Below are 26,394 nucleotides of genomic sequence, written 5' to 3'. Positions count from 1 at the left end.
ACCAGGGCAACCGTGACGGAAGACCGCAGGGCCAGGGAGGCTACCAGGGCAACCGTGACGGAAGACCGCAGGGCCAGGGAGGCTACCAGGGCAACCGAGACGGAAGACCGCAGGGCCAGGGAGGCTATCAGGGAAACCGCGACGGAAGACCGCAGGGCCAGGGAGGCTATCAGGGAAACCGTGACGGAAGACCGCAGGGCCAGGGAGGCTATCAGGGCAACCGTGATGGAAGATCGCAGGGCCAGGGCGGTTATCAGGGCAACCGCGATAATCGCGGAGGCAGACCGCAGGGACCGGGCGGACGTCCGGGAACGGGCAGAGACGGAGGAGCAAAATCCTTTGATACACCGATCCAGGCAAAACCAACGAGCAACAGAGGCAATAAAAACGCCTATAAGAACGATAGATTCGACAAGAGAGACAAGGACGACGACGCAAAGAAGAATCTGGGCAAAGGCGGCAAGTTTAAAGCTCCGATCCAGCCGCCGGCACATGAAGAGCCTAAGGTAGAGGTCGTTAAGACGATCATTCTTCCGGAGATCCTGACAATCAAGGAATTAGCGGAGAAGATGAAGCTTCAGCCGTCAGCAATCGTTAAAAAGCTGTTCCTGCAGGGCAAGATTGTAACCCTGAATCAGGAGATCGACTTCGATCAGGCGGAAGAGATCGCTATGGAATACGAAGTTCTCTGCGAAAAAGAAGTAAAAGTGGATGTCATCGAAGAACTCTTAAAAGAGGATGAAGAGAACGAGGCCGATATGGTTGCCAGACCGCCTGTAGTATGCGTTATGGGCCACGTTGACCACGGTAAAACATCCCTTCTTGATGCGATTCGTCAGACAAACGTAACCTCCAGAGAGGCCGGCGGTATCACACAGCATATCGGCGCCTACATGGTGGAAATTAACGGACAGAAGATCACCTTCTTAGACACACCAGGCCACGAGGCATTTACGGCCATGCGTATGAGAGGCGCTCAGTCCACAGATATCGCAATTCTGGTAGTCGCAGCGGACGACGGCGTGATGCCGCAGACTGTGGAGGCGATCAACCATGCGAAGGCAGCAGGCGTAGAGATTATTGTGGCAATCAATAAGATCGATAAGCCGAGTGCCAACATCGACAGAGTAAAACAGGAATTATCCGAATACGAACTGATTCCGGAAGACTGGGGCGGCAGCACGGTATTTGTACCGGTATCCGCACATACAAAAGACGGTATTCCGGAGCTTCTGGAGATGATCCTTTTAACCGCAGAGGTGAAGGAGCTGAAGGCCAATCCGAACAGAACTGCCAGAGGTTTAATCATCGAGGCAGAGCTTGACAAGGGAAAAGGCCCGGTTGCCACCGTTCTGGTACAGAAGGGTGTTCTCCATGTAGGAGATACCGTTGCCGCAGGCTCCTGCTACGGAAAAGTCCGCGCCATGATGGATGACAAGGGCCGCAGAGTCAAAGAGGCCGGTCCGTCTACTCCTGTGGAAATCCTGGGACTGGGTGACGTTCCAAACGCAGGCGAGGTTCTGGTAGGAACTGTAAACGAGAAGGAAGCGAGAAACTTCGCAGAGACATTTATCTCTGAAGGCAAGAATAAATTACTGGAAGATACAAAAGCTAAGTTATCACTGGATGACCTGTTCAGCCAGATCAAGGCCGGCAATATCAAGGAACTGCCGATCATTGTCAAGGCTGACGTACAGGGTTCTGTGGAAGCAGTGAAGCAGAGTCTTGTGAAGCTGTCCAATGAAGAAGTTATGGTAAAGGTAATCCACGGCGGCGTTGGTGCCATCAACGAATCCGACGTATCTCTGGCATCTGCTTCCAACGCCATCATCATCGGCTTTAACGTAAGACCCGATGTGACGGCGAAGTCCATAGCAGAGCGCGAGAAAGTGGATATGAGACTGTACAAGGTAATCTATCAGGCAATCGAGGATGTGGAAGCGGCCATGAAGGGCATGCTGGATCCGATCTTTGAAGAGCAGGTGATCGGCCACGCCATTGTGCGTCAGACATTCAAGGCTTCCGGCGTCGGTACGATTGCAGGTTCCTATGTCATGGACGGTAAGTTCCAGAGAGGCTGCAGCGTACGTATTACACGTGCAGGAGAGCAGCTTTACGATGGCCCGCTGGCATCCTTAAAGAGATTTAAGGATGATGTGAAGGAAGTTGCGACAGGTTACGAATGTGGTCTTGTATTTGAGAAGTTCAATGACATCCAGGAAGATGACATGATTGAAGCTTACGCTATGGTAGAGGTTCCCCGCTAGTACTACACTGCATTAGGACTTAAGTGGAAGCCGGGGAATCCTGCCGGAAGGCGGAGCGGCAAAACGAAAGGAAGAACATGCGTAAAAACAGTATAAAGAATACAAGAATCAATATGGAGGTTCAGAGAGAACTGAGCGAGATTATCCGCCTGGAGATCAAGGACCCGAGAATCCATCCCATGACGACGGTGGTTGCAGTCTCTGTGACTCCGGACTTAAAATTCTGCAAGGCATATATCAGTGTTTTAGGAGACGAGGAAGCCGGCAATGCAACCATCGAAGGATTGAAGAGCGCGGAGGGCTATATTCGCCGCGAGCTGGCCAGAAGAGTGAATTTACGGAATACTCCGGAGATCAAATTTATTCTGGACCAGTCCATCGAATATGGGGTAAATATGTCGAAACTGATTGACGAGGTAACGAAAGATATCAAAGAGTAGGAGGTGTTTCCATGAGCTTTTTTGATACTATGCTTGAGGATGTAGAGACGATGGCGATCATCGGCCATATCCGCCCGGACGGAGACTGTATCGGATCCTGTCTGGCAGCGTACAACTACCTGGAAGAACATTATCCTGATGTCCGAGTGACCGTCTTTTTAGAGGAACCATCCATAAAATTCGGTTATTTAAAGAATATAGAGCGTATCTGCAGCGATTTTTCAGTGGAGGCGGAGTTTGATCTCTGCCTCTGCCTGGACTGCAGCGACATGCTCCGCTTCGGTGAGGCGGTGCGGTACTTAAACAGCGCCAAAAAGAGTATTTGCGTGGACCACCACGTGACCAATACCGGGTTTGCGGGACAGAATATCATAGAAGCGAAAGCCAGCTCCACCTGCGAGGTCCTCTTCGGCCTTCTGGAGGAAGAGAAGATAAGCAAAGCGGTGGCGGAATGCATTTACACCGGTATTATCCACGACACAGGGGTGTTTAAATACGACTGCACCTCTGCGAAGACCATGGAGATCGCGGGAAAGATGATGGCAAAGGGAATCGATTTCCCCCACATCATCGACAACAGCTTTTACCGGAAAACGTATATTCAGAACCAGATTCTGGGACGTGCGCTTCTGGAGAGCATTACCTTCCTGGATGGGCGCTGTATTTTCAGCGTGATTCATAAGAGGGACATGGATTTCTACGGCGTGACCAGCGCCGACATGGATGGAATCATCGACCAGCTGAGGATTACGGAGGGCGTGGAGTGTGCGATTTTCATGTACGAGACGGCCTGCCGCGAGTATAAAGTGAGCCTGCGTTCCACCAATGATCTGGATGTGAGTAAGATCGCCGTGTATTTCGGCGGCGGCGGCCACGTGAAGGCGGCGGGATGTACCATGGCCGGCAGTGTTCACGACGTCGTCAACAACTTATCCGCACGGATCTCAGTACAAATTAATGGAGATACTTAAAGATGGCAGACGGTATCATCAATGTATACAAAGAAAAAGGCTATACCTCTCATGACGTTGTTGCGAAAATGAGAGGTATTTTAAAACAGAAAAAAATCGGACATACCGGCACGCTGGACCCCATGGCGGAGGGCGTGCTTCCCGTGTGTCTCGGAAACGGCACGAAGCTCTGCGATCTGCTGGCAGACCGGACGAAGACTTACCGCGCCGTGCTTTTGCTGGGCCTCGAGACCGATACGCAGGATACGACGGGCGTGACGCTCGCCGAATATCCGGTGGCGGTGACGGAGGAAGAGGTGAAAGCGGCAGTCTTGAGCTTTCTGGGCGATTACGACCAGGTGCCGCCCATGTATTCCGCGCTGAAGGTGGATGGGAAGAAGCTCTATGAGCTGGCCCGCGCCGGCAGGGAAGTGGAACGGAAGGCGAGACCGGTGAAGATCCTGGATATCTCCGTGGAGGAGATCGCCCTGCCGCGAGTGACCATGTCGGTGTCATGCACAAAGGGGACCTATATCAGGACGCTCTGCTACGATATCGGACGAAAGCTGGGATGCGGCGGCTGTATGGAATCGCTTTTGAGGACGAGAGTCGGCCAGTTTGAACTGAAGGACAGCCTGACGCTCTCCGAGATTGAGAAGCAGAGGGATGACGGCGGACTTGCGGATTATATTCTTGCCGTTGACGCCGTGTTTTTAGAGTATCCGGCTCTTACGATGAAGGAAGAGTTTGATAAGCTGGTCCATAACGGCAATCCGTTCTACCGCAATCAGGCGGAGGGAGACTCCCCGGCGCAGGACAGCCCGGTCCGGGTCTACGACAGCCAGGGGCGGTTTATCGGGATTTACGCTCTGGACCGGGAGAAGAACGTACTGAAGCCTCAGAAGGTTTTTCTGGGAGGAAACAAATGATGGAATATATAACCGAAACAACAGATTTTCAGATTGAGGAGCCTGCGGTCGTGACCATCGGCAAGTTTGACGGACGCCACAGGGGCCATCAGAAGCTGCTGAAGCAGATGCTGGAGGTGAAGGCGGAGCGCGGCCTTAAGACGGCTGTATTTACCTTTGATATGACGCCGGGAAGCCTGGTGGAGGGAAAGAAACAGACGGTTATCACCACCAACCTGGAGAGAAGGAATAATCTGGAAAGAATCGGCATAGACTATTTAGTGGAGTATCCGTTTACGAAGGAGACGGCACGTATGGCGCCGGAGGACTTCGTGCGGGATATCCTGGTTTCGCGCATGCACGCCAGGGTGATCGTCGTCGGAACGGACTGCTCCTTTGGCTATAAGGGGGCCGGCAATGCGGACCGCCTCGAAGAATGGAAGGCGAAATACGGGTACGAGCTCATCGTCATTCACAAGGAACAGGATGACAACCGGGATATCAGCAGTACGTATGTGCGGGAAGAACTGGATGCCGGAAATATCGAGAAGGCGAACGAGCTTCTCGGCGAGCCGTATGCCATCCACGGAACCGTGGTGCACGGAAATCATATCGGGGGAAGCGTCCTGGGATTTCCAACGGCCAACATTCTGCCGCCGCCTGAAAAACATCTGCCGACATTTGGCGTTTACGTGTCAAAGGTCTATGTAGAAGGTACTTATTACGGGGGAGTGACGAACATCGGAAGGAAGCCGACCGTGAGCGGGGTATCCCCTGTGGGAGCGGAGACATTTCTGTATGGTATAGATGAGGATATTTATGGGAAGAATATAGAAGTACAGCTGCTTTCGTTTATTCGCCCGGAGAAGAAATTTGACGGACTTGAGCAGCTGAAGGCGCAGATAGGAAGAGACAGGGATTACGCTCTGGCGTATTTAAAGAACCTGTCAGATCAGCAGATAACTCATTTATCATAAACAGCTTCAACAAATCTGAATAATAACTTGCGAAGGAATGTGCATAATGACTGACAAAGCATGGAAAATGCTGGGATTTTGCCTGGCCTGCGGCAGCGCCGTGGTCCTGGGCACAGCAGATGTACAGGCGGCTAAGCCGGAACCTTCCTTCACGTCCGGAACCTCCATAGCGGGATTCGGGACGGCCATGGACAAGCATTTGGAGTCTGTGGAGGAAACGGAGAGCCAGGCGGTGTCCGCCGGTCTTACGCAAGAAAAAGTGGTGTTCGGAACCTTTCGTGATATTTTCAAAAACCTTGGCGTAGCCATGGTGGAGGATTCCCTGAACATCAGAAAAGAACCAAAGAATGACGCGGATATAGTAGGAAAAATGGACAGCCATGCCGGATGCAGCGTGCTGGGAATGGAACATGGCTGGTATAAGATAAAATCGGGCCAGGTAACCGGCTACGTCTCGGGTAAGTATCTCGCCGTGGGACAGGCTGCCAGGGCATCGGCCTATTACGATATGAAACTCATGCTCCGCGTAAACACGGATACCCTCAGGGTCCGCAGCGCTCCGGATACGGATTCGGAGATCCTGGGCCGGATCCACGAGGGAGAGACGTATGATTTTCTCTCCAGAGCGGGAGGCGGCTGGATTAAGATCCGATACGGTGAAAAAGAAGGCTACGCCTACGTGCCGGGCAACGCGGTGGTAGCTTATACCATTCCGGAGGCGGAAAAAGTGGAGAATTCCCTTCGCCAGCAGGTGGTGAACTACGCCGTGCGTTTCGTCGGCAATCCATACCGGTGGGGCGGAACAAATCCGAATACGGGAGCCGACTGCTCCGGTTTCGTTCAGTATGTCATGGAACACGCCGCCGGCATTCATCTGGACAGAACCTCCAGGGAACAGTCCGCGGAGGGACTGGCGGTTTCTTCCACGGCCATGCAGCCGGGTGATTTACTGTTTTATGCCAGCGGAAGCACGATCGATCATGTCGCCATGTATATCGGAGGCGGAAAGATCGTCCATGCGGCCAACCGGAGAAGCGGCATTAAGATTTCAACCTGGAATTACCGGAAGCCGGTGACAATACGGAGAGTGATTCCATAGGCTTTAGTACCCATGGATGAGATCCGGCCGATATGGAGAACGCCTCCATGAATGCGGCAGAATACGGACAGGAGAAAGCTGTTTGCCAGCTTTTTTCTGTCCGTTCTTTTATTTCAGAGGAACGCAGTCAAACGCGCTGATCTCCTTCGGACTCCGTATTTAAATGATGTAATGCCTGAAGCACAAGCTCCTCTGTCCAGCCGGAACACTTCCCTTGAAACGGACAGTCGGAGCAATTTTCACTCAGCATGCAGGCGGCGTATGCCCTTAAAAGTATAACTGCTTTTTCCGTAGTCACGATCGTGTCTGCCCCCATTTTCAATGATATTGATAGTATAACCAATATTCTTATTTTATGTGGGCGACAGGATAACTGGGGAATTATTTATCCAGATTTTTAAGCGCAGCCTCGATAAAGCCGGCAAACAGCGGATGCGGACGGTTTGGCCGCGATTTAAATTCCGGATGGGCCTGTGTGGCGACGAACCAGGGATGCTCCGGAAGCTCGATCATCTCGACGATCCGTCCATCCGGGGAAATGCCGGACAGCTTCATGCCGTTTTCGGTCAGGGCCTGGCGGTAGTCGTTGTTGACCTCATACCGGTGGCGGTGGCGCTCGTGAATCGTTTCCTGGCCGTATAGGGCGTAGGCTCTGGAGGTTTTGTCAAGCACACAGGGATAGGAGCCGAGACGCAGGGTTCCTCCGATGTCTTCGATGCCGTTCTGGTCCGGCATCAGATGGATGACCGGATGGCCGGTGTCAGGGTCTAACTCAGCCGTGTGGGCGTCGCTGTAGCCGACGACGTCGCGGGCGAATTCCACGATGGCCATCTGCATTCCGAGACAGAGACCGAGGAACGGGATCCCATGGGTGCGCGCCCAGCGGATGGCAGAAATTTTCCCTTCGATTCCCCTGCTTCCAAAGCCTCCGGGCACGAGGATGCCGTTCACACCGTCAAAGATCTCGGCTGCATTACCATCATTTACCTCCTCGGAGTCGACCCAGCGGATGGATACGCTGGCGTGGTTGGCCACACCGCCGTGTTTTAATGCTTCCACAACGGAGATATAGGCGTCATGTAAGGAGATGTATTTGCCGACCAGAGCCACCGTTACCTGCTTCTGCGGGTGTTTCCAGCTCTCGATCATGGAACTCCACTCGGATAAATCCGGTTCGGGACAAGGGATGTGCAGGCTCTCACAGGCTACCTCGGCCAGATGCTCCTGTTCCATTACCAGCGGGAGTTCGTAGAGTACCTCCACGTCGAGATTCTGGAGCACGTGATTTTTCGGAACGTTGCAGAACTGGGCGATCTTGCTGCGGATTCCGTCGTCGAGGGGAAGCTCGGAGCGGCAGACGATGATGTCCGGCTGGATTCCCATGCCCTGCAAATCCTTGACGCTGGCTTGGGTGGGCTTTGTCTTTAATTCCTCGGACACTTTTAGATAGGGAACTAAGGTTACGTGGATCAGAATCGCATTTTCACGGCCGACATCGTGCTGGAACTGGCGGATTGCCTCCAAAAACGGCTGGCTCTCGATGTCTCCGACGGTGCCGCCGACCTCGATGATGGCAATCTCCATGTCATCGGATTGCAGGGGGTCTGAGACGCCGGACGCGGTCTGTTCTCCGCTGCGGTGAAAACGGCTTTTGATTTCGTCGGTGATGTGGGGGATCACCTGAACCGTTCCTCCGCCGAAGTCTCCGCGGCGTTCCTTTGTCAGCACGGTCCAGTAGACCTTGCCGGTGGTGACATTGGAATTTTTCGTCAGATTTTCGTCGATAAACCGCTCATAGTGGCCTAAATCCAGGTCCGTTTCCACGCCGTCCTCGGTGACAAATACCTCACCGTGCTGGACCGGATTCATGGTGCCGGGGTCGATGTTGATGTAGGGATCGAATTTCTGCATGGTGACGTGATAGCCGCGCGCCTTCAGCAGACGGCCAAGGGATGCTGCGGTGATGCCTTTGCCAAGACCGGACACGACGCCACCGGTGACAAATACGTATTTCACTGGCATAAAAATGGTACCTCCTTAAGGTTTTTTGGGGATGTGTCATTTAATAAAAACGATATTATACAACTAATTATTTCAGAAATCCACATTTTCATGAAAAAACTTTCGATTATTAAGTGTAAAATTTGTCTTAAAATGGCATGGAATGAAAATCTCTTTATAAGGATTTTATAATTCTTTTCTTGATTTATGGAGAGACTGACACTATAATGATATAGAATGGGTATAGAATATCCGGATTGGAGAATTTACACATATGGATAACAACAACAATCAGAATAATAACAGTAAGATGCCAAAGAACGCACAGGTAATTATTGCATGGGTAGTTACCTTTTTAATTGCGGTGGCAGGGCTGTCCTATCTGCACAACGCACTCTCAGCGAGGACCACGGAAGAGCTCAGCTATGATACATTTATGAACATGGTGGATGAGAAGCAGGTAGAGGCCGTAAGCGTCGAGGACTCCAGAATTACAATCGAGCCGAAGAGCACCTGGGAAGGATACATGCCCGGGAAAACATATTATACCGTGCGAATGGATAATGATTTAACACTCGCGGAGAGACTTCGGACAGCCGGCGTGGATACGCACAGGATCCGTAAGGATGGCAACTTCATTATCCAGACCATTGTCAGCTATCTGCTGCTGTTTGGTCTGATGGGAATTCTACTTAACTTTATGATGCGCCGTGTCGGCGGAGGCGGCGGTATCATGGGCGTAGGCAAGAGCAACGCCAAGGTATACGTACAGAAAGAGACCGGAGTTACATTCCGCGATGTAGCCGGTGAAGACGAGGCGAAGGAGTCGCTGACGGAGATCGTAGACTTCCTTCACAATCCGGGTAAATACACGAAGATCGGCGCCAAGCTGCCGAAAGGAGCTTTGCTTGTGGGTCCTCCTGGTACAGGTAAGACCCTGCTTGCCAAGGCGGTAGCCGGAGAAGCGCATGTCCCATTCTATTCGCTGTCCGGTTCTGATTTCGTAGAGATGTTCGTGGGTGTCGGCGCCTCCCGTGTGCGTGACTTATTAAAGCAGGCCCAGGAGTCTGCTCCCTGTATCATTTTCATCGATGAGGTGGATGCCATCGGTAAGAGCCGTGATTCCAGATTCGGCGGCGGCAACGACGAGCGTGAACAGACATTAAACCAGCTGCTGTCCGAGATGGACGGATTCGATTCCTCCAAGGGACTTCTGGTTCTGGCTGCGACAAACCGTCCGGAGATCTTAGACCCGGCGCTGCTGCGTCCAGGCCGTTTCGATCGCCGGATCATCGTGGATAAGCCGGATTTAAAGGGCCGTGTGGATATCTTAAAGGTTCATTCCAGAGACGTATTGATGGATGAGAGCGTTGATCTCGACGCGATTGCGCTGGCGACCTCCGGCGCGGTTGGATCGGATCTTGCCAACATGATCAACGAGGCAGCCATTTTGGCGGTTAAGAGCGGCAGACAGGCCGTCGCCCAGAAAGACTTATTTGAAGCGGTTGAAGTTGTGCTTGTGGGTAAAGAGAAGAAAGACAGAATCATGAATAAGGAAGAGCGCCGCATCGTGTCTTACCACGAGGTTGGCCATGCTCTCGTAAGCGCCCTCCAGAAGGACGCGGAGCCGGTTCAGAAGATCACCATCGTTCCGAGAACCATGGGCGCCCTTGGCTACGTTATGCACGTGCCGGAGGAAGAGAAATATTTAAATACGAAGAAAGAACTTCACGCCATGCTGGTCGGGGCCCTGGCCGGACGAGCAGCGGAGGAGCTTGTGTTTGATACTGTGACCACGGGAGCAGCCAACGATATCGAGCAGGCGACCAGAATGGCCCGTGCCATGATTACTCAGTACGGTATGTCCGATAAGTTTGGTCTGATGGGCTTAGCGACTCAGGAAGACCAGTACTTAACCGGCCGTACGGTCATGAACTGCGGCGATGCCACGGCTGCCGAAGTCGACAACGAGGTTATGAAGATGCTGAAGGAAGCCTACGAGGAAGCCAAGGCTCTGTTGTCTGAGAACCGCGATGTGATGGATAAGATCGCAGAGTTCTTAATCGAGAAGGAGACCATCACCGGCAAGGAATTCATGAAGATCTTCAGAGAGATGAAGGGAATACCGGAGCCGGAGGAGAAGGATAAGACCGATGCCGACAAGATGGACGACGTGGTAAGCCATAAGGACACGTTCGACGATAAGAAGGAAGAAGCAGTCCTGAGCAGTCCCGCAGCGGAAGAGACTGCGCCAAAGGAACCGTCCCAGGAGACAAAGGATACGGAAGAGAAATCCGGATCTGATGAGATGTTCCATATGGGAGTAAAGAGATAGGAATTGAAGAGATAAGAAGTGAGACAGGTCCCCTGATTTCGTATGAAGTCAGGGGACTTCTTTATCAGAGGAATGTTTAAGATTCACATTTCTTTCACATTTAGGGCAAATATTTTTCACATTTATTGGTTATAGTAATACTCGTAAACGTTATTAATAATATAAAACTTTTTTTCATACTCAAAGCCGGTAGGATCCCCCTCTTACCGGCTTCCTCCCTTTTATGGGGGGATTTTTTGATTGGGGACAGGGGAGGGTGGGTTATCCGTCTTTAATTTTAATGAAAATAACATACGTTATATCCTTACTTTCCAAACTCCGGTAAAATAATTACAGGAATACTTTTGAAGAAAGAGAGGATGATACAGATGGCAGAGAAAACGATTGGTTATAAGTATGATGCCGGTTTGATTGCGAGACAGGCGGAGGCGGAAACGGCCATGCTGAAGGAACTGGAAGAGGGAAATTATACGCTTCGGAATCCCCTGATTAAATACAATCCGTATTTTATCAGTCCCCTGACTGCGGTGGTGCTGTTTAAGACGGAGGAAGAGACCGCGGTAACGGTCACAGTCCAGGGAAAGACGAAGGAAGCGAATATCTATCATACATTTCCGAAAGCGAAGACCCATGTACTGCCGGTGTTGGGTCTTTATAATGATTACGAAAACCGCGTGGAACTGCGTCCTTACCGTGGAACTGCAGCCGTAATCACCATTCAGACTCCCGATGTGTACGATGGAAAGCAGGTCTGCTATTCAATGAAGACCACACCGGAGTATATGCAGGATGACATCATCATTGAAGCGCCGTCAGACGAGAATCTGGCATCCGGCTTCGACTATGCAGGAGACGCCAGATGGCATCTAAATGTTCCGTGTATCTTTGATTTTAAGCGGGCGAGAAATGGCCATATTCTGATGGGAACAGACCGCCTGATCCAGATGCCGTATTACGTGTCCGGAATCTATGAGATGGATATGTGCGGAAAGATATACAAGGAATTTTGTCTGCCGGGCGGTTATCATCACGATCATATCGAGATGCCGGATGGCAATATCATCTCTCTGACTGACGATTTGACCAGCGATACGGTGGAGGACAAGGCTGTTTTAATAGACAGGGAGACCGGCGAGATCTTAAAGACATGGGATTACAAGCAGTTCCTGGAACCGGGATGCTCCAAATCGGGCAGCTGGAGTTCTGAAGACTGGTTCCATAATAATGCTGTCTGGTACGATGAGAACACGGATACCCTTACCTTCTCAGGCCGTCATATTGATGCTATGGTGAATGTGGATTATGAGACGGGACAACTGAACTGGATTATCGGCGATCCGCAGGGGTGGCCGGAGGAATACCAGAAGTATTTCTTCAAGCCCATAGGGGAGGGATTTGAATGGCAGTATGAACAGCACGCCTGTGTGATTACGCCGGATGGCGATGTCATGTGCTTCGACAACCACCATTACGGCTCAAAGCTGAAAGAGGAATACCGGACAGCGAAGGACAGCTATTCCAGAGGCGTCCGCTATAAGATCAACACAGAAGAAATGACAATTGAGCAGGTATGGCAGTACGGAAAGGAACGCGGTGCGGAATTCTTCTCACCATATATCTGTAATGTAGAATACTATAATGAAGACCATTACATGATTCACTCAGGTGGAATCTCCTATGTCGGAGGCGAACCGTCCGAGGCACTGGGAGCTTTTGCAAGAAACATGCCGGATAGCCGTCTGGAGACATACACGGTCGAGGTTTGCGACGGAAAAGTCATGATGGAACTTCATCTGCCCGGCAATTATTACCGTGCGGAGAAGACAAAGATGTATGTGCCCGGCAATAATCTGGAGCTGGGAGAGGGAAAACAGCTGGGGCATATGGGCGTAACAAAGGAATTTGAGACGGACATTCCTGTGGAATCATGCGGCGAACTGCTTCCGGAAGTGTGCAATGCAAGGATTGAGGAAGAACCGGACCGCTTTATTTTTTATTCCAGATTTGAGAAGGGACAACTCGTCATGCTGCTTCTGGAAGGGGAAAATGAGACCCACAGATACTTTATCTCTACCACGGCTGTGTCCCATCTGGCTATGTGCTGCGGAACGTTCATGGATTCCGATGAGAGGAATACCAGGACGTTCGTGAATAAGGCCGGATTAACGGGGACATTTGATGTGCGGGTGATTGTGGATGACAGGAAATATGAGACGGGAATTCGGATTGTGTGTGGGTGTGAATGAACTTGTTCTTCTAAAAATTGATTCTGCCTTCAACATAGGGTTGCTATCCCCATAGAAAAAAAGGTATACTGAAAGAATACCCGTCATAACAGTAAATGACAATTCACACGGAGGTTCCTATGTACAGCAAATTCATCAACTATTTAAAGGAAAAACCATCTCTCTATGCGCCCAGCTCCGCTCCGTTCTGGGATGACGAACATATTTCGGAGTATATGCTGAAGGCGCATCTCGATCCGGAGATCGACGCGGCTTCCAGACGCCATGATTTTATAGAACAGTCTGCGAAATGGATCGCACAGTACTGTAAGGTCAGACCGGGCATGAAGCTTCTGGACTTAGGCTGCGGCCCCGGTCTCTATGCGGAGCGATTCTGCAAAGAGGGCTTCCGGGTCACAGGGCTGGACTATTCCAGGCGTTCCATCGCGTATGCCAGGGAACACGCGGAGGCGGAGACGCTTCCGATCGAATATCATTATAAAAATTATCTGGAAATGGATTACCGGGAGGAATTTGATGCAGCCGTTCTGATATACTGCGATTATGGCGTGCTTCCGCCGGAAAGCAGGAAAGTACTTTTAAAGAACGTGTATGGAGCCCTGAAGAAAGACGGAATTTTCATTTTGGATGGGGATTCAGAGAAGTACAGGGAAAAACGGAGGGAAATGGAAGCCGTAGAGTATCTGGAGCAGGGATTCTGGTCCGGAAAACCCCATGTCTGTATCCAGCGGAATTATCAGTATCCGGAGACGAATAACTATGTTGAACAGTATGTGATCGTAACGGAAGACGCGTGTCAGTGCTATAATAACTGGAATCAGATCTATACCGTGGAGTCTATGGAGAAAGAGCTGCGGGAAGCTGGCTTTGAAGATATTGTATTTTTTGATGATGCAGCAGGCCGGCCATACACGGGAAATGCGGATACCATCTGTGCGGTGTCTGTGAAGCGGAGGGAGGGAACCATACAACCATGAAAATAACCATACTCTACCCGGCCGACTACTTTGACATCAGAAAAGTGGATGCGGATTACCGCCAGGAGTACGAGGAGGCGGTAAAGTTTCCTGAATTTCAGGCCGTGCTGTACAATTACGATAATTTCGTGGCGGGAGAACCTTTCAGGCTGTATCCGGCGGAGGCGGCAGGTGACGACGAGCGATGCATCTACCGGGGCTGGATGCTGCAGCCGGAAGTGTATGCAAGGCTGTTTGAGGCGCTGAAGGAGCGGAATCTGACCCTGATCAATACGCCGGCGGAATACGAGAACTGCCATGAATTCCCGCTGGCTTATCCGGCGATTGCGGATTATACTCCAGGAATCAGAGTATATCCGGAAGGGGAGGCGATGGACTGGAGAGAAGTTAAACACGCATTTCCCCGTTTTATGATGAAAGACTACGTGAAATCGGTGAAGGGGACTGATTTCCCCGCCTGTTTCGACTCATCGTACGATGACAGGCAGTTGGATGAATATGCCCGGAGGTTTCAGGCAATGCGCGGAGATTTATATGTGAGAGGCATTGTGTTAAAGGAATATGTGGAACTGAAGAGACGGGACAGTATGACCAATGAATACAGGGCGTTTTATTTAAACGGGGAACTCCTGACGCTCAGCCCGAATTCCAATCAGAAAGAGGGATGGCCCGTTGTTCCCATAGAACTGGTGAACACGATTCCGGTGCTGGACAGCCATTTTTATACGGTCGATTTCGCGGAGCTTGAAAACGGTTCCTGGACGGTGATTGAAACGGGAGACGGGCAGGTGTCCGGGCTTTCGCCGAATCAGTATGTGTTTAAGTTTTACGATGAAATCAGATGGAGGCTGTGCGGGAACGAATAAAAGCAGTGTGGGAATGAAGAGAAAAGAAAGTGCAGAGGACCGGTTAAATATCGGTTCCCTGCACTTTTTTCACTGTTTCATGGGGATTTGGGGACGTTTTTCCAGTCCTGTCCGCTCCGGGGCGGCATCCCATCACCTTTTTATAGGCGCGGTAAAAGGTTGAATAGTCTCCAAAGCCCGTCTCATTGGCCGCGTCAGCCGCCGTGAAGCCGTTGAGCATGAGCTGTCTGGCCATGACGATGCGCTTGTAGATTAAGTAATCCATGACTGTGGTGCCGGTAGCCTTTTTAAATGCGCGGTTCATATAGTATTTGCTGATGAAAAAGCGGCCGGACAGTTCGTCGAGCGTGACGGGCTCGGTTAAGTGCTCATTTAAATAGCGGATGATATCGGTTATGGTGCCGGAGGCGCTGCTGTCAGGCGTAGAGGGCCGCAGGGTCTGGCACATCAGGGAAATCTCAGCCAGGAGCGCTTCTAAGAACATGGCATAATAGGCGCCGCTTAAGGCAGCAGGCTGTTTCTGGGACCAGATTAAGTGTTCAAAATAGGCGTGAAGGCCATATTCTTCCGTCTGCTCGTAGAACACTTCTCCTGGTCCGCTTTTTTTATTTCCCGGAAATGAGGACAGCAGAAGGACACGACGCTCTGCAATGACCGATTCCGGCGAAAAATGGACCGAACAGCGGACGTAGTCCGTCGTGGAGTTCACCCTCACTCCGTGAAAGACGTAGGGGGACAGCAGAATCAGGCTGTGGGGAGTCAGATGGTACTCCCGGCCCTCCACCATATAATCGGCGTCTCCCTTTAGAAAATAGTAGATCTCATAGCAGGAGTGGTAATGGACTTCAAAGGTATCGCTTTTCATATGACTGGTGGTAAAATTAACTTTTCCCGACACGGGGGCCGGGGCGGATTCGTAGATCATGAAGCAGTTCCTCCCAAATGTGCGCATAAGCAAAATCGATGCTGGCTGCTTCTATTGTATATCAGGGAGGGCTATATTTGCAAACTTTATTTCATCATTACCAATCCATTTTTTGCGGGAAGAGCGCTATGATAGAGGCAACAGAAATGAATGCAGGAGGTAATGATTTATGAAGACAGGAGCACAGCTTTATACAGTCAGGCTGTTTACACAGACGGCGCCGGATTTTCGGGAGACCATGAGACGGGTGGCGGAGATCGGATATGAGACGGTACAGCTGTCGGCCACAGGCAGCGAGATCACCCCGCAGATTGCAAGGGAAATTGCCGACGAGATGGGGCTGAAGATCGTGCTGACCCACAGCGATTTAAACAGGATACGGAAGGATACGGAGCAGCTGATCCGCGACCACGAGGTGATGGGATGTAAGTATATCGGTATCGGATCGATGCCGGAGAAATACCGGAACCCGGACTGGATCAGGCGTTTTGCAGTTGATTTTAAGGAACCGGCCCGTATGATTAAGGATGCGGGTATGCGTCTCATGTACCACAATCATGCGTTTGAGTTTGAGAAGACAGGGGGAACGTATCTGATGGATTATCTGCTGGACGCATTTGCCCCTGATGAGCTTGGAATTACGCTGGATACGTACTGGGTACAGACAGCGGGCGGTGATGTGTGCCAGTGGATCGGGCGTCTGGCCGACCGGATTCCCTGCGTTCACTTAAAGGACAGAGGCATCGTGAACGGGCAGGAGGTCATGGCTCCGGTGATGGAAGGAAATATGAATTTTCCCGCTATTTTAGAGGCGCTTAAGAAGACTGACTGCGAATACGCATTGGTGGAACAGGACACGTGTCTGGAGAATCCATTTGTCTGCCTCGAAAAGAGTTATCGGAATCTTGCGGAATTGGGATACAGGTAGAAGGAGGATAGGATCATGAATAAAGTAAGGCTGGGAATTATCGGGATTGGTAACATGGGAAGCGGCCATGTGGAGAGTATTTTAGATGGGAAAGTGCCGGAGATCGAGCTGGCGGCGGTTGCCGACCTGCGGGAATCGAGACGCCAATGGGCAGAGGAGACTCTTCCGGAGAACGTGAAGATTTTTGAAACGGCGGAGGAGCTGTTGGATTATCCGGACATGGACGCCGTTCTGGTGGCGATTCCTCACTACGACCATCCGAAGTATGTGATGGAAGCTTTAAAACGGGGATTTCATGCCATGTGTGAAAAACCGGCGGGCGTGTATACGAAGCAGGTGCGGGAGATGAACGAGGAAGCGGCAAAGCACGATCTGGTATTTGGAATGATGTTCAATCAGAGGACGAACCACATCTACCGGAAGATGCATGAGCTGGTGAACGGCGGCCAGTACGGGGCCATCAAGCGTGTCAACTGGATCATCACAGACTGGTACAGAACCCAGGCGTACTACAATTCCGGCGGATGGCGCGCTACCTGGGATGGCGAGGGCGGCGGCGTCCTTTTAAACCAGTGTCCTCATAATCTGGATTTGATTCAGTGGATCTGCGGCATGCCTAAGTCGGTTCAGGCCTTCTGCCACGAGGGTAAATGGCATGATATTGAGGTGGAAGACGATGTGACGGCGTATCTGGAGTATCCGAACGGGGCAACCGGCGTATTTGTGACGACTACGGGAGATGCGCCTGGAACCAACCGGTTTGAGGTGGATTTGGAAAAGGCAAAGATCGTCTGCGAAAATGAGGAAATTAAGGTTTACGAGCTGGCTGTCAATGAGAGAGAGTACTGCTATACCACCACGGAGGGCTTTAAGAAGCCAGAGGGAAGATGGATCGACGTGGAGACAGACGGGGAAAATCTTCAGCATGTGGGAGTCCTGAGGGCATTTGCTGGAGCCATTTTAAGAGGAGAACCGCTGATCGCGGGCGGAGAGGAAGGAATTAACGGATTAACACTCTCCAATGCCATGCATTTATCCAGCTGGTTGAAACGCCCGGTAGAGATTCCCTTCGATGAAGAGCTGTTCCTGGAGGAACTGAATAAGAAGAGAGCCGCTTCCCGGAAAAAGGAGCATGTGAACGAGGTAACCTTCAACACAAAGGGGTCCTATGGGAGTGGAAAGGCTTAGAAGAGAGAAGATAAAGAGGGAAGCGTAAATGAAGAGTGCGATCATCGGATGCGGCAGCATTGCCGCAGTACACGCGAAATCGATCATGAAAATGGAAGGCTGCAAGCTGGCTGCCGTGGCAGATGTAATTCCGGAACGCGCGGAGTCTATGGCCCGGGAGTACGGTGCAGTCCCCTATACCGACTGGAAACAGATGCTGGAGAAGGAGGAGATCGACGTCCTCCATATCTGTACGCCACATTATCTTCACACGCCCATGGCAGCGGAGGCGTTAAGGCGGGGAATTCATACATTTATGGAGAAGCCCCCGGTCATCAGCCAGGAGCAGTGGGAGACGCTTCAGCGTGCGGAAAAAGAGGCGAACAACGGGGCGGCCCTGGGCGTCTGCTTTCAGAACCGGTTTAATCCCAGCGTTGCGGCGGTGAAGGAACGGCTTGAGAACGGTGAATTCGGCAGGATCCTGGGAGCCAGGGGCCTGGTTACCTGGTGCAGAAGGGAACGCTACTATACGGAAAGCGGCTGGCGCGGAACGATTGAAAAGGAAGGCGGCGGCGCTCTGATCAATCAGTCCATCCATACGCTTGACCTGATCCAGTATCTGATCGGAAAGACGCCTCTGACTATGGAAGCATCCACCTCCAATCACCATTTAAAGGGCATTATTGAGGTGGAGGACACGATGGAGGCCTATATTTCTTACGGGGAAGAAAAGGCATGCTTCTATGCCACCACCGGCTATGTGGCGGATGTTCCGCCCATGATCGAGCTGGAATGCGAGAAGGCCAGGGTCCGGATCGAGGAGTTGAAAGTCACCATTGCGGGCAGCGATGGAGAGACGAAAACGATCGATTACTCGGGCCGGGAACATCTCGGCAAGAGCTACTGGGGGGCTGGACATATGGACTGTATTCACAGCTTTTATGAGAGCGTGGAGCAGGGAAAACCATTTTCCGTTGGTCTGGAACAGATTAAGGACACCGTCTGGCTCATGCTGAAGGCTTATGAGACGGCAGGGAATGTGTGAGACGGCAGGGAACTGTGAGATGGCAGGGGAACTGTAAGACGGCAGGAAACTGCGAGGCAGCAGGGGAACTTGAGATGGCAGGGGAACTGTAAGATGGCAGGGGAACTGCGAAGCAGCTGGAAAAATGAAGAGGAGAGTAAAAATGTTAAGTGACTGCAGAATTTCTGGATTTGCAGATGAAATCAATAAGGATTTTGATATACAGTTAAGTGTTTTAAAGGAACTGGGACAGGAGTATGTAGAACTTCGAAGCGCCGATGGAACCGGCGTGGCAGACTTAAGCCTTGAGATGGCTTCCGAACTGGGAGAGAGGATGAAAGCGGCTGGTATCCGTGTTTCTTCTGTGGGATCACCGATTGGAAAGATTAAGATTACCGATGACTTTGAACCGCATTTCGAGACATACCGGCATGTTGTGGAATTGGCAAAGCTGTGGGGAGTACGGTATATCCGCATGTTCAGCTTTTACATACCGGAAGGGGAAGATCCTGCGCAGTATAAGGAAGAGGTATTTTCCAGAATGAAGCGTATGGTGGACTATGCTGTGGAACAGGATGTCGTCCTTCTCCATGAAAATGAAAAGGAGATTTACGGCGATATTGCCAGCCGGTGCCTGGAGCTGATGGAGGCGTTTTACGGAGATCATTTTAAAGGTGTCTTTGACTTTGCAAATTTTGTCCAGTGCGGCCAGGATACGCTGGAGGCATATGAGATGCTGAAACCTTATATCTTCTATATACATATTAAGGATGCCCTTCAGGAAGACGGCGAGGTTGTGCTTCCGGGGGATGGTGACGGCAATGTGAAGGAGATTCTGTCCATGCTGGATTCTACAGGCTATAAAGGATTTTTAAGTCTGGAACCGCATCTCGTGTCATTCGACGGCCTGGATAAACTGGAACAGGGAGCCAGGGAGCGCAGGGAGCAGGATGGCGTGTCGGCTTATAAGAAGGCGTATGGCAGACTGATCGAACTGCTGGGCCGATGAGAACAGGGAATTAGCAGAAAACAGAGTGAGCCGATGGTTCGAAAGTAAGAGATCGAATAAACTGTTGTGGAAAACGGGAGACCGATGGACCATAGCAGTTTTTTTCGATTTCCCATGACGAACACTCCTCTGCCTGCCAGATATTGGTGTCCAAACACTTTTGTTTTAGCTGACGCATACACAAAAGAGTGATATACTGGTTTCAGGAACTCAACCAGTGGTTGTTTTTCGTGATTTGCGTGATTAACAACCGCTGGTTGCTTGATTTTTGAGGTGGAATGAGGATATCTTAAAATTGTACAGCGCAGCAGACCGCGGTGAAAAACAGACGCTGAGACGGAAGGAGAACAGAAGGATGCAGGATAGAAAAGAATTTGTTCCGGGAACTATGGGCGATAGAATCGCATACTTAAGAAAACGGAAAAAACTGACCCAGGCTCAGCTTGCGGAGCAGTTGGGAATATCGGCGCAGGCCGTGAGTAAATGGGAGTCAGGAATTTCCTGCCCGGATATTATGACGCTTGTTCCATTATCACAGGTGCTGGAAGTGAGTACAGATGAACTTCTGGGCCTACAGAGCGGAAACGCCAGCCATTCCAATAACACGTATGGCGATGCAAACGAAGCAGGCGTTCCGCGGCAAGAGGGACCGGAGGTGAATTTCACCATGGGATCGGAAGATTCCGGAGAACGGGAAACGGAGCGGAAGAGAGAATCAGAGCGGAAGAGAGAATCAGAGTGGAAGAGAGAATCAGAGCAGACCAGAGATCCGGAGCAGACAGGATTTCAGAGCCTGTTAGCGATTCCGGCCAGAGACGACGGCATGCACAGCATCAGCGAGCTTATCGTAGGCGCCGGAGCCTGTGCCGCGGTTATCAGATCCGGCAATGATTTCGGCCTGGAGACGGAAGGGTATCAGGAGGGCGATATCATCAGCGAGGTATCGGGCGGGATCTGGACGGTTCGTGACATTGCCGATAAAAATATTCTGCGGATCGGAAGAAACACATTTTCGAAGAGAAAGATGATCATTACCATTCCCCAAGGGTATCATTTTGATAAGGTGAAGCTGAATATCGGAGCGGGAACGCTGACCGGGGCGGGAATTACCGCCGGTGAGAGTACTTTGAGCGTGGGAGCGGGGCAGGTGACCATGAAGGACTTTATCAGTTACGCGTCAAAGATTACATGTGGAATGGGAGAGATTGTGGTCCGGGGCGAGTTGTATGGAAAGTGCTCCGTGGACTGCGGAATGGGATCGGTCCGCTTATACATCAAAGAACCGGAGCATTACGGCTACCGTACCTCCGTGGGAATGGGCGAGGTCAGAATCGGGGACAACAGACTGAGCGGAATCGGCGGAAGTCAGACCATGAACGCCGGGGATTCCAATTTCTATAAGGTTTCATGCAGCATGGGTATGGTCAGCGTTGCTTTTACCGACTGGGACGCATAAGCGGGCACGGTATAACAGGGAGAAATGACGGCACCTTCGGGCAGGCAGATAAGCTGCGGCTCCGAAGGTGCCTTTTTGTACAGCGTCCCGTTTTTCGTTGCCAACAGGGAGCAAGTCAAGTATAATAAACAGTGACAGATACGGCTGAAAGGGGGCGCACAGCGGATATGACAATTTTGGTGATTAACAGCGGCAGTTCCTCGTTGAAATTCCAGGTGATAGATTCGGAGAACGAGGAGGTACTGGCGAAGGGGGTATGTGAGCGGATCGGCATAGACGGACGGTTTACCTACCGGACCCGCACCGGTATTTCCTTAAAAGAGGCGGTGCCGATGAAAAATCATACGCAGGCGGTTCATACGCTGCTGGACACGCTGGCGGACCCGGAAAAAGGCGTGATAAAGGATTTTCGGGAAATCGATGTGATTGGACACAGGCTTGTGCATGGCGGTGAAAAATTTACGGGGTCCGTGGTGATCACAGATGAGGTGACCCAGGCCATGACGGAGTGCAACGACCTTGCGCCGCTCCATAATCCGGCGAATCTGGTGGGCGTGGAGGCCTGCCGGAAACTGATGCCGGATACGCTGATGGTGGGGGTATTTGATACGGCGTTCAACCAGACGATGGAGCCGAAGGCATTTCTTTATGGGCTTCCGTACCGGTATTATGAGAGGCACAGGATCCGCCGCTACGGCTTTCATGGGATCAGTCATAAGTATGTCTCACGGAGGGCCGCGGAATTTATGAGACAGGACCCGGGCCGGGTGAAGACTATTGTCTGCCACCTCGGTAACGGAGCGAGCATCTGTGCGGTGAAATACGGGCAGGTAGTGGACAATTCCATGGGATTTACACCGTTAGAGGGGCTGGTCATGGGAACGAGATGCGGAGATGTCGATCCGGGAGCGCTGGAATTTCTGGCGAAGAAGGAGAATCTGGATTTCGCGCAGGTACTGGATATTCTCAATCAGGAATCCGGCGTCCTGGGCATTTCAAGGAATTTTTCCAGTGATTTCCGGGAACTGAAGGACGCTGAGATCAAGTATAACGACCAGGCAGCTCTGGCGCGGGAGATCTTTGCCTACCGGGTGGCCAAATACGTGGGCAGCTATGCGGCTGCGATGAACGGCGTTGATAATATAGTATTTACCGCGGGCGTCGGGGAAAATGATTCCGATATCCGCATGGAGATCTGCAGTTATCTGGAATATTTGGGGATTACCATAGACGAGGTAAAGAACAGGGATGAGGCGGAGGCGTTCCGGATCTCAGACGGGATGTCACGGGTGAATGTGCTGGTGATTAAGACCAATGAGGAACTGGAAATTGCCAGAGAGGCGGCGGAAGTGGCGCGGATGTACCACTGACGCGAAGAAAGGAGATTATTGTGACAGAACGGGAAAAAATGCTGGCGGGACAGCTGTATGACTGCGGTGACAGCGAGCTGCTGAACCGATGGCACGAGGCTAAGAATCTGGTCCGCGATTACAACCGGACAGATTCGGAAGACTTCGTCGAAAAGGACCGGATCTTAGAACGGATGCTGGGAGGACGCGGGGCCAACCTCTGGATAACGGCGCCATTTTATGTGGATTACGGAAATAACATCTATTTCGGCAATAACTGCGAAGTGAATATGAACTGTACCTTTCTGGATGATAATCTGATTATCATCGGTGATAACGCCCTCATTGCGCCCAATGTGCAGATCTATACGGCCTTTCATCCCACGAACGCCGGAGAGCGGTTCGGCGAGATGAAGGAGGACGGTTCCTTTGCGTTCTGCAAGACGCAGACGGCGCCTGTCAGGATTGGCAGCAACGTGTGGATCGGCGGTGGTGCGATTATCATGCCGGGAGTGACGATTGGCGATAATGTCGTGATCGGGGCGGGAAGTGTCGTGACAAGGGATATTCCCTCGGATAAGATTGCCTATGGGAATCCGTGCAGGGTAATGAGAGAGAATCTCTGACCTGTGGTTACCGCCCCGGCCCGTCGGCCTCAGCTTCCCGGTCTGTCCAGCTCTGCTCATGCTCCGTTTCCTGTTCCGGTTTCGGATATAAGCACTTCTAAACGTGCAGAATTTTTCTAAAAACCAGAGGAAATCCCCAAACTCGCTGCGCTCAGACAGGTGGGGATTTCCCCTGAACGAAAAATCCTGCGCGTTAAGAATTGCTAATATCCTGCAAAGTCACAGGAAACGGAGCATGAGCAGAGCTGGACAGACCGGGAAGCTGAGGCCGGCGGGCTGCAGCCACATATAAAACCAGTTATGGGTTCAGTCATAGATTGAAAAAAGAATTCGATTGTCACAAGTCCGTGTTCTTGTTATAATATTCCTGTAACCTTTGAACGAAAAGAGGTGTGCGGGCATGGAAAAGGAGCGAGCGGGCAGTAACAGAAGGAGCCAGTCCGCCGTCATGTATCTTGTGATGGCGTTTTCTTTCTGTATTTTTATATGGCTTTTCGGTACTGCGAAGGCTCCCGATGTCCGCTTTGACAGTGAGAAGCCGGTGGTGATTACAGGTGACTGGAGTATGGAATATCAGGGAGAAACGGCAGTGTCGCAGCTGCCGGGGCCATTTTCCCCGCAAAAGGGGATTCCGGTCCGCTATTCCATAACGCTTGATGAATACGGGATCAGAGGCAATTCGGTCATGGTTCGTGCTGTTCACCAGTATGTGAGGATTTTCCTGGACGGGGAGATGATAGAGGAGTTCGGATACGGCCAGAAGACTCCATTTGGAGAGGCGCCCTATAACGCATGGGTGATTGCCAGACTTCCGGATGACTGCCAGGGAAAGACTCTTTCCATCGAAATTGAGAACTATTACAGCGGCCTTTCCGGCCAATTGAATCAGGTCTATATCGGTACTAAGAATGCGCTGGTATTTCAGATTATCCATGAATGCATGCCGACGATGATCTTTAACTTTGCAATTATCCTGGCGGCACTTCTGCTGCTGGCGTACAGTTTCAGCTTTAAGAAACAATATGTGACGTATCAGCTGCGCTGTCTCTGCCTTTTTTCGCTGGTGACCTGCATGTGGCTCGTGCTGGAGTCCGGGGGATACCAGATCCTGTGGGGGCAGGCGCCGCTTGTGTCCAATATGCTCTTTCTTCTCTTTTATCTGATTCCGCCGACCTGTATCCGGTTTATTCTGACCTATGAAAGCTTTTCGAAGGACAAATGGCTGAATCTGCTCTACTGGCTGTCCTGTATCAACGTTGTGGTGGTATCGGTCCTTCAGATTGCCGGAATCCGTGATTTTATCGAGAGTCTGATTGGAGCCCATGTGCTTCTGGTCCTGATTATGGCGGAGCTCCTATTCCAGTTTGTCTGGCGTATACTGCACGGGGATAAGGTGCGGGATATTCAGCTGATGGCGGCCTGTCTGTCCTTTGCCGTATTTGCCTGCCTTGATATTTTGCGGTTTTACGTGTGCAGCCCGGAGATCAGCTCGGCCTATTTCAGCCAGATCGGAGTGGTGATATTTTTCTGCATTCTGGTCTATTACGCAGTGCGCCAGATCGTGGAGGAGCGGGAAGAGGGCGTGAAACGGGAACTTTTGGAGCGTATGGCTTACACAGACCTGCTGACCGGCCTGCCCAACCGAAATGCCTTTGAAAAGAGGCTGGAGGCTCTTCGCGGAAGCGGAATTTCCGGTACTATGGTGGTGGTGGCAGATTTAAATGATTTAAAACGGATCAATGACCAGCGCGGGCATCAGAAGGGTGATGCGGCCCTGATCTTTGTGGCAGATGCCCTGAAAGCTTCTTTTCAGGATAAGGAAGAGCTTTACCGCATAGGAGGCGATGAGTTCTGTGCCCTGTCCGGCCGGATTACCGGGGAAGAACTGGAGGATTTTGCAGCCAGCCTTCAGAAGAAGCTGGAGGAGGGGGAGACAAAGCTTGGATTTCCCGTCTCGGTGGCGGTCGGCTGGTCCAGGGAGGACGAGTGCGGAATCGATCTGGCCTTTCGCCGCGCCGATTTTACCATGTATGAGAAATTGCAGCAGATGAAGCGGCTCCAGGATGAAACGCGTTTAGAACCGTCGGAATGTGGCTGCGGAGGCATAAAGAATGAAACAGAATAAGAAACTGATGGAAGAAATACCGGACCGGTTCTGGGGGCTGTTCCGCTCGGTGAACCGGTCCACCTACATAGAAGCACTATTGAGAATCAATGAGGAATATGAATACAGCAACTACTTTTTGAGCCGTGAGGTCTGCATCCAGGTATTGAGCGAGTATTTTGCAAAGAAGCGGTACGTGATCTGGCAGGATGAGCTGGAGGATGAACTGGATACGCTGGAACCGCCGGCCACGAGGGTGCTCAACTGGCTTTTAAAGACCGGATGGCTCAGAAAAGTGGACGATTATGCCTCTATGACGGTGTATATTGTGATTCCGGACTACGCCGCCGTCATGACAGAGGCTTTTTTGCGGCTCGACAGCGAGGATGAGGATGAGACGCAGATCTATATTCAGAATGTTTACGCCATATTGTTTTCCTTAAAGAATGATCCGAGGGCCAGCATCAGCCTGCTGAATACGGCATTTGTCAATACGAAACGGCTGAACAAGACGCTGCAGGATATGCTGCATAATATGGACAAATTCTTTGCAAGCCTGCTGGAACAGAAGTCGTATGAAGACCTGCTCCGGGATCATTTAGAGGGGTATGTGGAGGAGATTGTGAAGAAGAAATACCACATTTTAAAGACCTCCGACAATTTTTACCTCTATAAGACCGATATCTAGAGATGGATCGCGGCCATGCGGGAGGACACGGAATGGATGGAGCAGATGAGCA

20 protein-coding genes and 1 pseudogene are annotated in these 26,394 nt (G+C 51.3%); 19 read left to right on the top strand and 2 right to left on the bottom strand.

Translation table 11 applies throughout. From position 1 onward, the window contains the following. The 6 genes from infB to ACLTD4_RS23965 all read left to right on the top strand — a co-directional run. On the top strand, positions 1-2,267 hold a 2,267-nt coding region (gene infB, locus ACLTD4_RS23990), incomplete at its 5' end, for a translation initiation factor IF-2 (protein WP_412331613.1). A 77-nt stretch (positions 2,268-2,344) separates the two neighbouring features. After that, a complete protein-coding gene (gene rbfA, locus ACLTD4_RS23985) occupies positions 2,345-2,707 on the top strand; it encodes a 30S ribosome-binding factor RbfA (RefSeq protein ID WP_055657491.1) in 363 nt (120 codons plus the stop codon). 11 nt (positions 2,708-2,718) lie between these two features. Next, complete coding sequence (locus ACLTD4_RS23980; protein ID WP_055657381.1) at positions 2,719-3,678, top strand: DHH family phosphoesterase; 960 nt, start codon at positions 2,719-2,721, stop codon at positions 3,676-3,678. A 2-nt stretch (positions 3,679-3,680) separates the two neighbouring features. Beyond that, positions 3,681-4,586 (top strand): tRNA pseudouridine(55) synthase TruB, encoded by a 906-nt coding sequence (truB, locus tag ACLTD4_RS23975; protein WP_412331612.1) that lies wholly within the window; start codon positions 3,681-3,683, stop codon positions 4,584-4,586. Continuing rightward, complete coding sequence (locus ACLTD4_RS23970; protein WP_181988713.1) at positions 4,586-5,542, top strand: bifunctional riboflavin kinase/FAD synthetase; 957 nt, start codon at positions 4,586-4,588, stop codon at positions 5,540-5,542. Before truB ends, ACLTD4_RS23970 begins: the two co-directional genes overlap by 1 nt. Before the next feature lie 46 nt (positions 5,543-5,588). Next, complete coding sequence (locus ACLTD4_RS23965) at positions 5,589-6,641, top strand: C40 family peptidase (RefSeq protein ID WP_117623806.1); 1,053 nt, start codon at positions 5,589-5,591, stop codon at positions 6,639-6,641. Between the two features lie 381 nt (positions 6,642-7,022). Here the strand turns inward: ACLTD4_RS23965 and ACLTD4_RS23960 are convergent, their stop codons facing one another. After that, positions 7,023-8,663, bottom strand: a complete 1,641-nt coding sequence (locus ACLTD4_RS23960) for a CTP synthase (RefSeq protein ID WP_117623808.1) — start codon at positions 8,661-8,663, stop codon at positions 7,023-7,025. Between the two features lie 253 nt (positions 8,664-8,916). On the opposite strand from ACLTD4_RS23960, the gene ftsH reads away from it, so the two are divergent. From ftsH to ACLTD4_RS23940, 4 genes are all read left to right on the top strand, one after another. Continuing rightward, positions 8,917-10,977, top strand: coding sequence for an ATP-dependent zinc metalloprotease FtsH (gene ftsH / locus ACLTD4_RS23955; protein WP_412331611.1), 2,061 nt, complete (start codon positions 8,917-8,919; stop codon positions 10,975-10,977). A gap of 368 nt (positions 10,978-11,345) precedes the next feature. Beyond that, entirely contained in the window at positions 11,346-13,223 is a 1,878-nt protein-coding gene (locus tag ACLTD4_RS23950; RefSeq protein WP_117623810.1) for an aryl-sulfate sulfotransferase, read from the top strand. Positions 13,224-13,342: 119 nt separating this feature from the next. Then, positions 13,343-14,200 (top strand): SAM-dependent methyltransferase, encoded by an 858-nt coding sequence (locus tag ACLTD4_RS23945; RefSeq protein WP_117623811.1) that lies wholly within the window; start codon positions 13,343-13,345, stop codon positions 14,198-14,200. Continuing rightward, positions 14,197-15,066 carry an ATP-grasp domain-containing protein gene (locus tag ACLTD4_RS23940; protein ID WP_117623812.1) on the top strand — a complete coding sequence of 290 codons (870 nt, stop codon included), beginning with the start codon at positions 14,197-14,199 and terminating at the stop codon, positions 15,064-15,066. Before ACLTD4_RS23945 ends, ACLTD4_RS23940 begins: the two co-directional genes overlap by 4 nt. A 43-nt stretch (positions 15,067-15,109) precedes the next feature. Here ACLTD4_RS23940 and ACLTD4_RS23935 read toward each other — a convergent pair whose 3' ends face one another. Beyond that, positions 15,110-15,991, bottom strand: coding sequence for a helix-turn-helix domain-containing protein (locus ACLTD4_RS23935; protein WP_002600685.1), 882 nt, complete (start codon positions 15,989-15,991; stop codon positions 15,110-15,112). 169 nt (positions 15,992-16,160) lie between these two features. Between ACLTD4_RS23935 and ACLTD4_RS23930 the strand changes: the two genes are divergently transcribed. The 9 genes and pseudogenes from ACLTD4_RS23930 to ACLTD4_RS23890 all read left to right on the top strand — a co-directional run. Next, positions 16,161-16,919: a sugar phosphate isomerase/epimerase family protein gene (locus tag ACLTD4_RS23930; protein ID WP_117623813.1), complete on the top strand. Its 759-nt coding sequence runs from the start codon at positions 16,161-16,163 to the stop codon at positions 16,917-16,919. Between the two features lie 15 nt (positions 16,920-16,934). Continuing rightward, the gene (locus tag ACLTD4_RS23925; protein WP_117623814.1) at positions 16,935-18,107 is read left to right on the top strand and encodes a Gfo/Idh/MocA family protein; all 1,173 of its coding nucleotides are present in this window, start codon (positions 16,935-16,937) and stop codon (positions 18,105-18,107) included. A 28-nt stretch (positions 18,108-18,135) separates the two neighbouring features. Continuing rightward, complete coding sequence (locus ACLTD4_RS23920) at positions 18,136-19,131, top strand: Gfo/Idh/MocA family protein (protein WP_055657397.1); 996 nt, start codon at positions 18,136-18,138, stop codon at positions 19,129-19,131. Between the two features lie 142 nt (positions 19,132-19,273). Then, positions 19,274-20,119, top strand: coding sequence for a sugar phosphate isomerase/epimerase family protein (locus tag ACLTD4_RS23915; protein WP_117623815.1), 846 nt, complete (start codon positions 19,274-19,276; stop codon positions 20,117-20,119). Between the two features lie 355 nt (positions 20,120-20,474). Continuing rightward, a complete protein-coding gene (locus ACLTD4_RS23910; RefSeq protein WP_055657492.1) occupies positions 20,475-21,575 on the top strand; it encodes a helix-turn-helix domain-containing protein in 1,101 nt (366 codons plus the stop codon). A gap of 167 nt (positions 21,576-21,742) precedes the next feature. Then, complete coding sequence (locus ACLTD4_RS23905; protein WP_117623816.1) at positions 21,743-22,945, top strand: acetate/propionate family kinase; 1,203 nt, start codon at positions 21,743-21,745, stop codon at positions 22,943-22,945. A gap of 20 nt (positions 22,946-22,965) precedes the next feature. After that, positions 22,966-23,550 (top strand): sugar O-acetyltransferase, encoded by a 585-nt coding sequence (locus ACLTD4_RS23900; protein WP_117623817.1) that lies wholly within the window; start codon positions 22,966-22,968, stop codon positions 23,548-23,550. A 400-nt stretch (positions 23,551-23,950) separates the two neighbouring features. Then, positions 23,951-25,675 (top strand): GGDEF domain-containing protein, encoded by a 1,725-nt coding sequence (locus tag ACLTD4_RS23895; RefSeq protein ID WP_412331610.1) that lies wholly within the window; start codon positions 23,951-23,953, stop codon positions 25,673-25,675. Next, a pseudogene (locus ACLTD4_RS23890) lies at positions 25,662-26,339 on the top strand (Wadjet anti-phage system protein JetA family protein); the annotation flags it as partial. The gene ACLTD4_RS23895 and the pseudogene ACLTD4_RS23890, both read left to right, overlap by 14 nt. Positions 26,340-26,394: the final 55 nt, after the last annotated feature.

The sequence above is a fragment of the Hungatella sp. genome (assembly GCF_046966825.1).
This window is presented reverse-complemented; position numbering and strand designations above follow the sequence as displayed.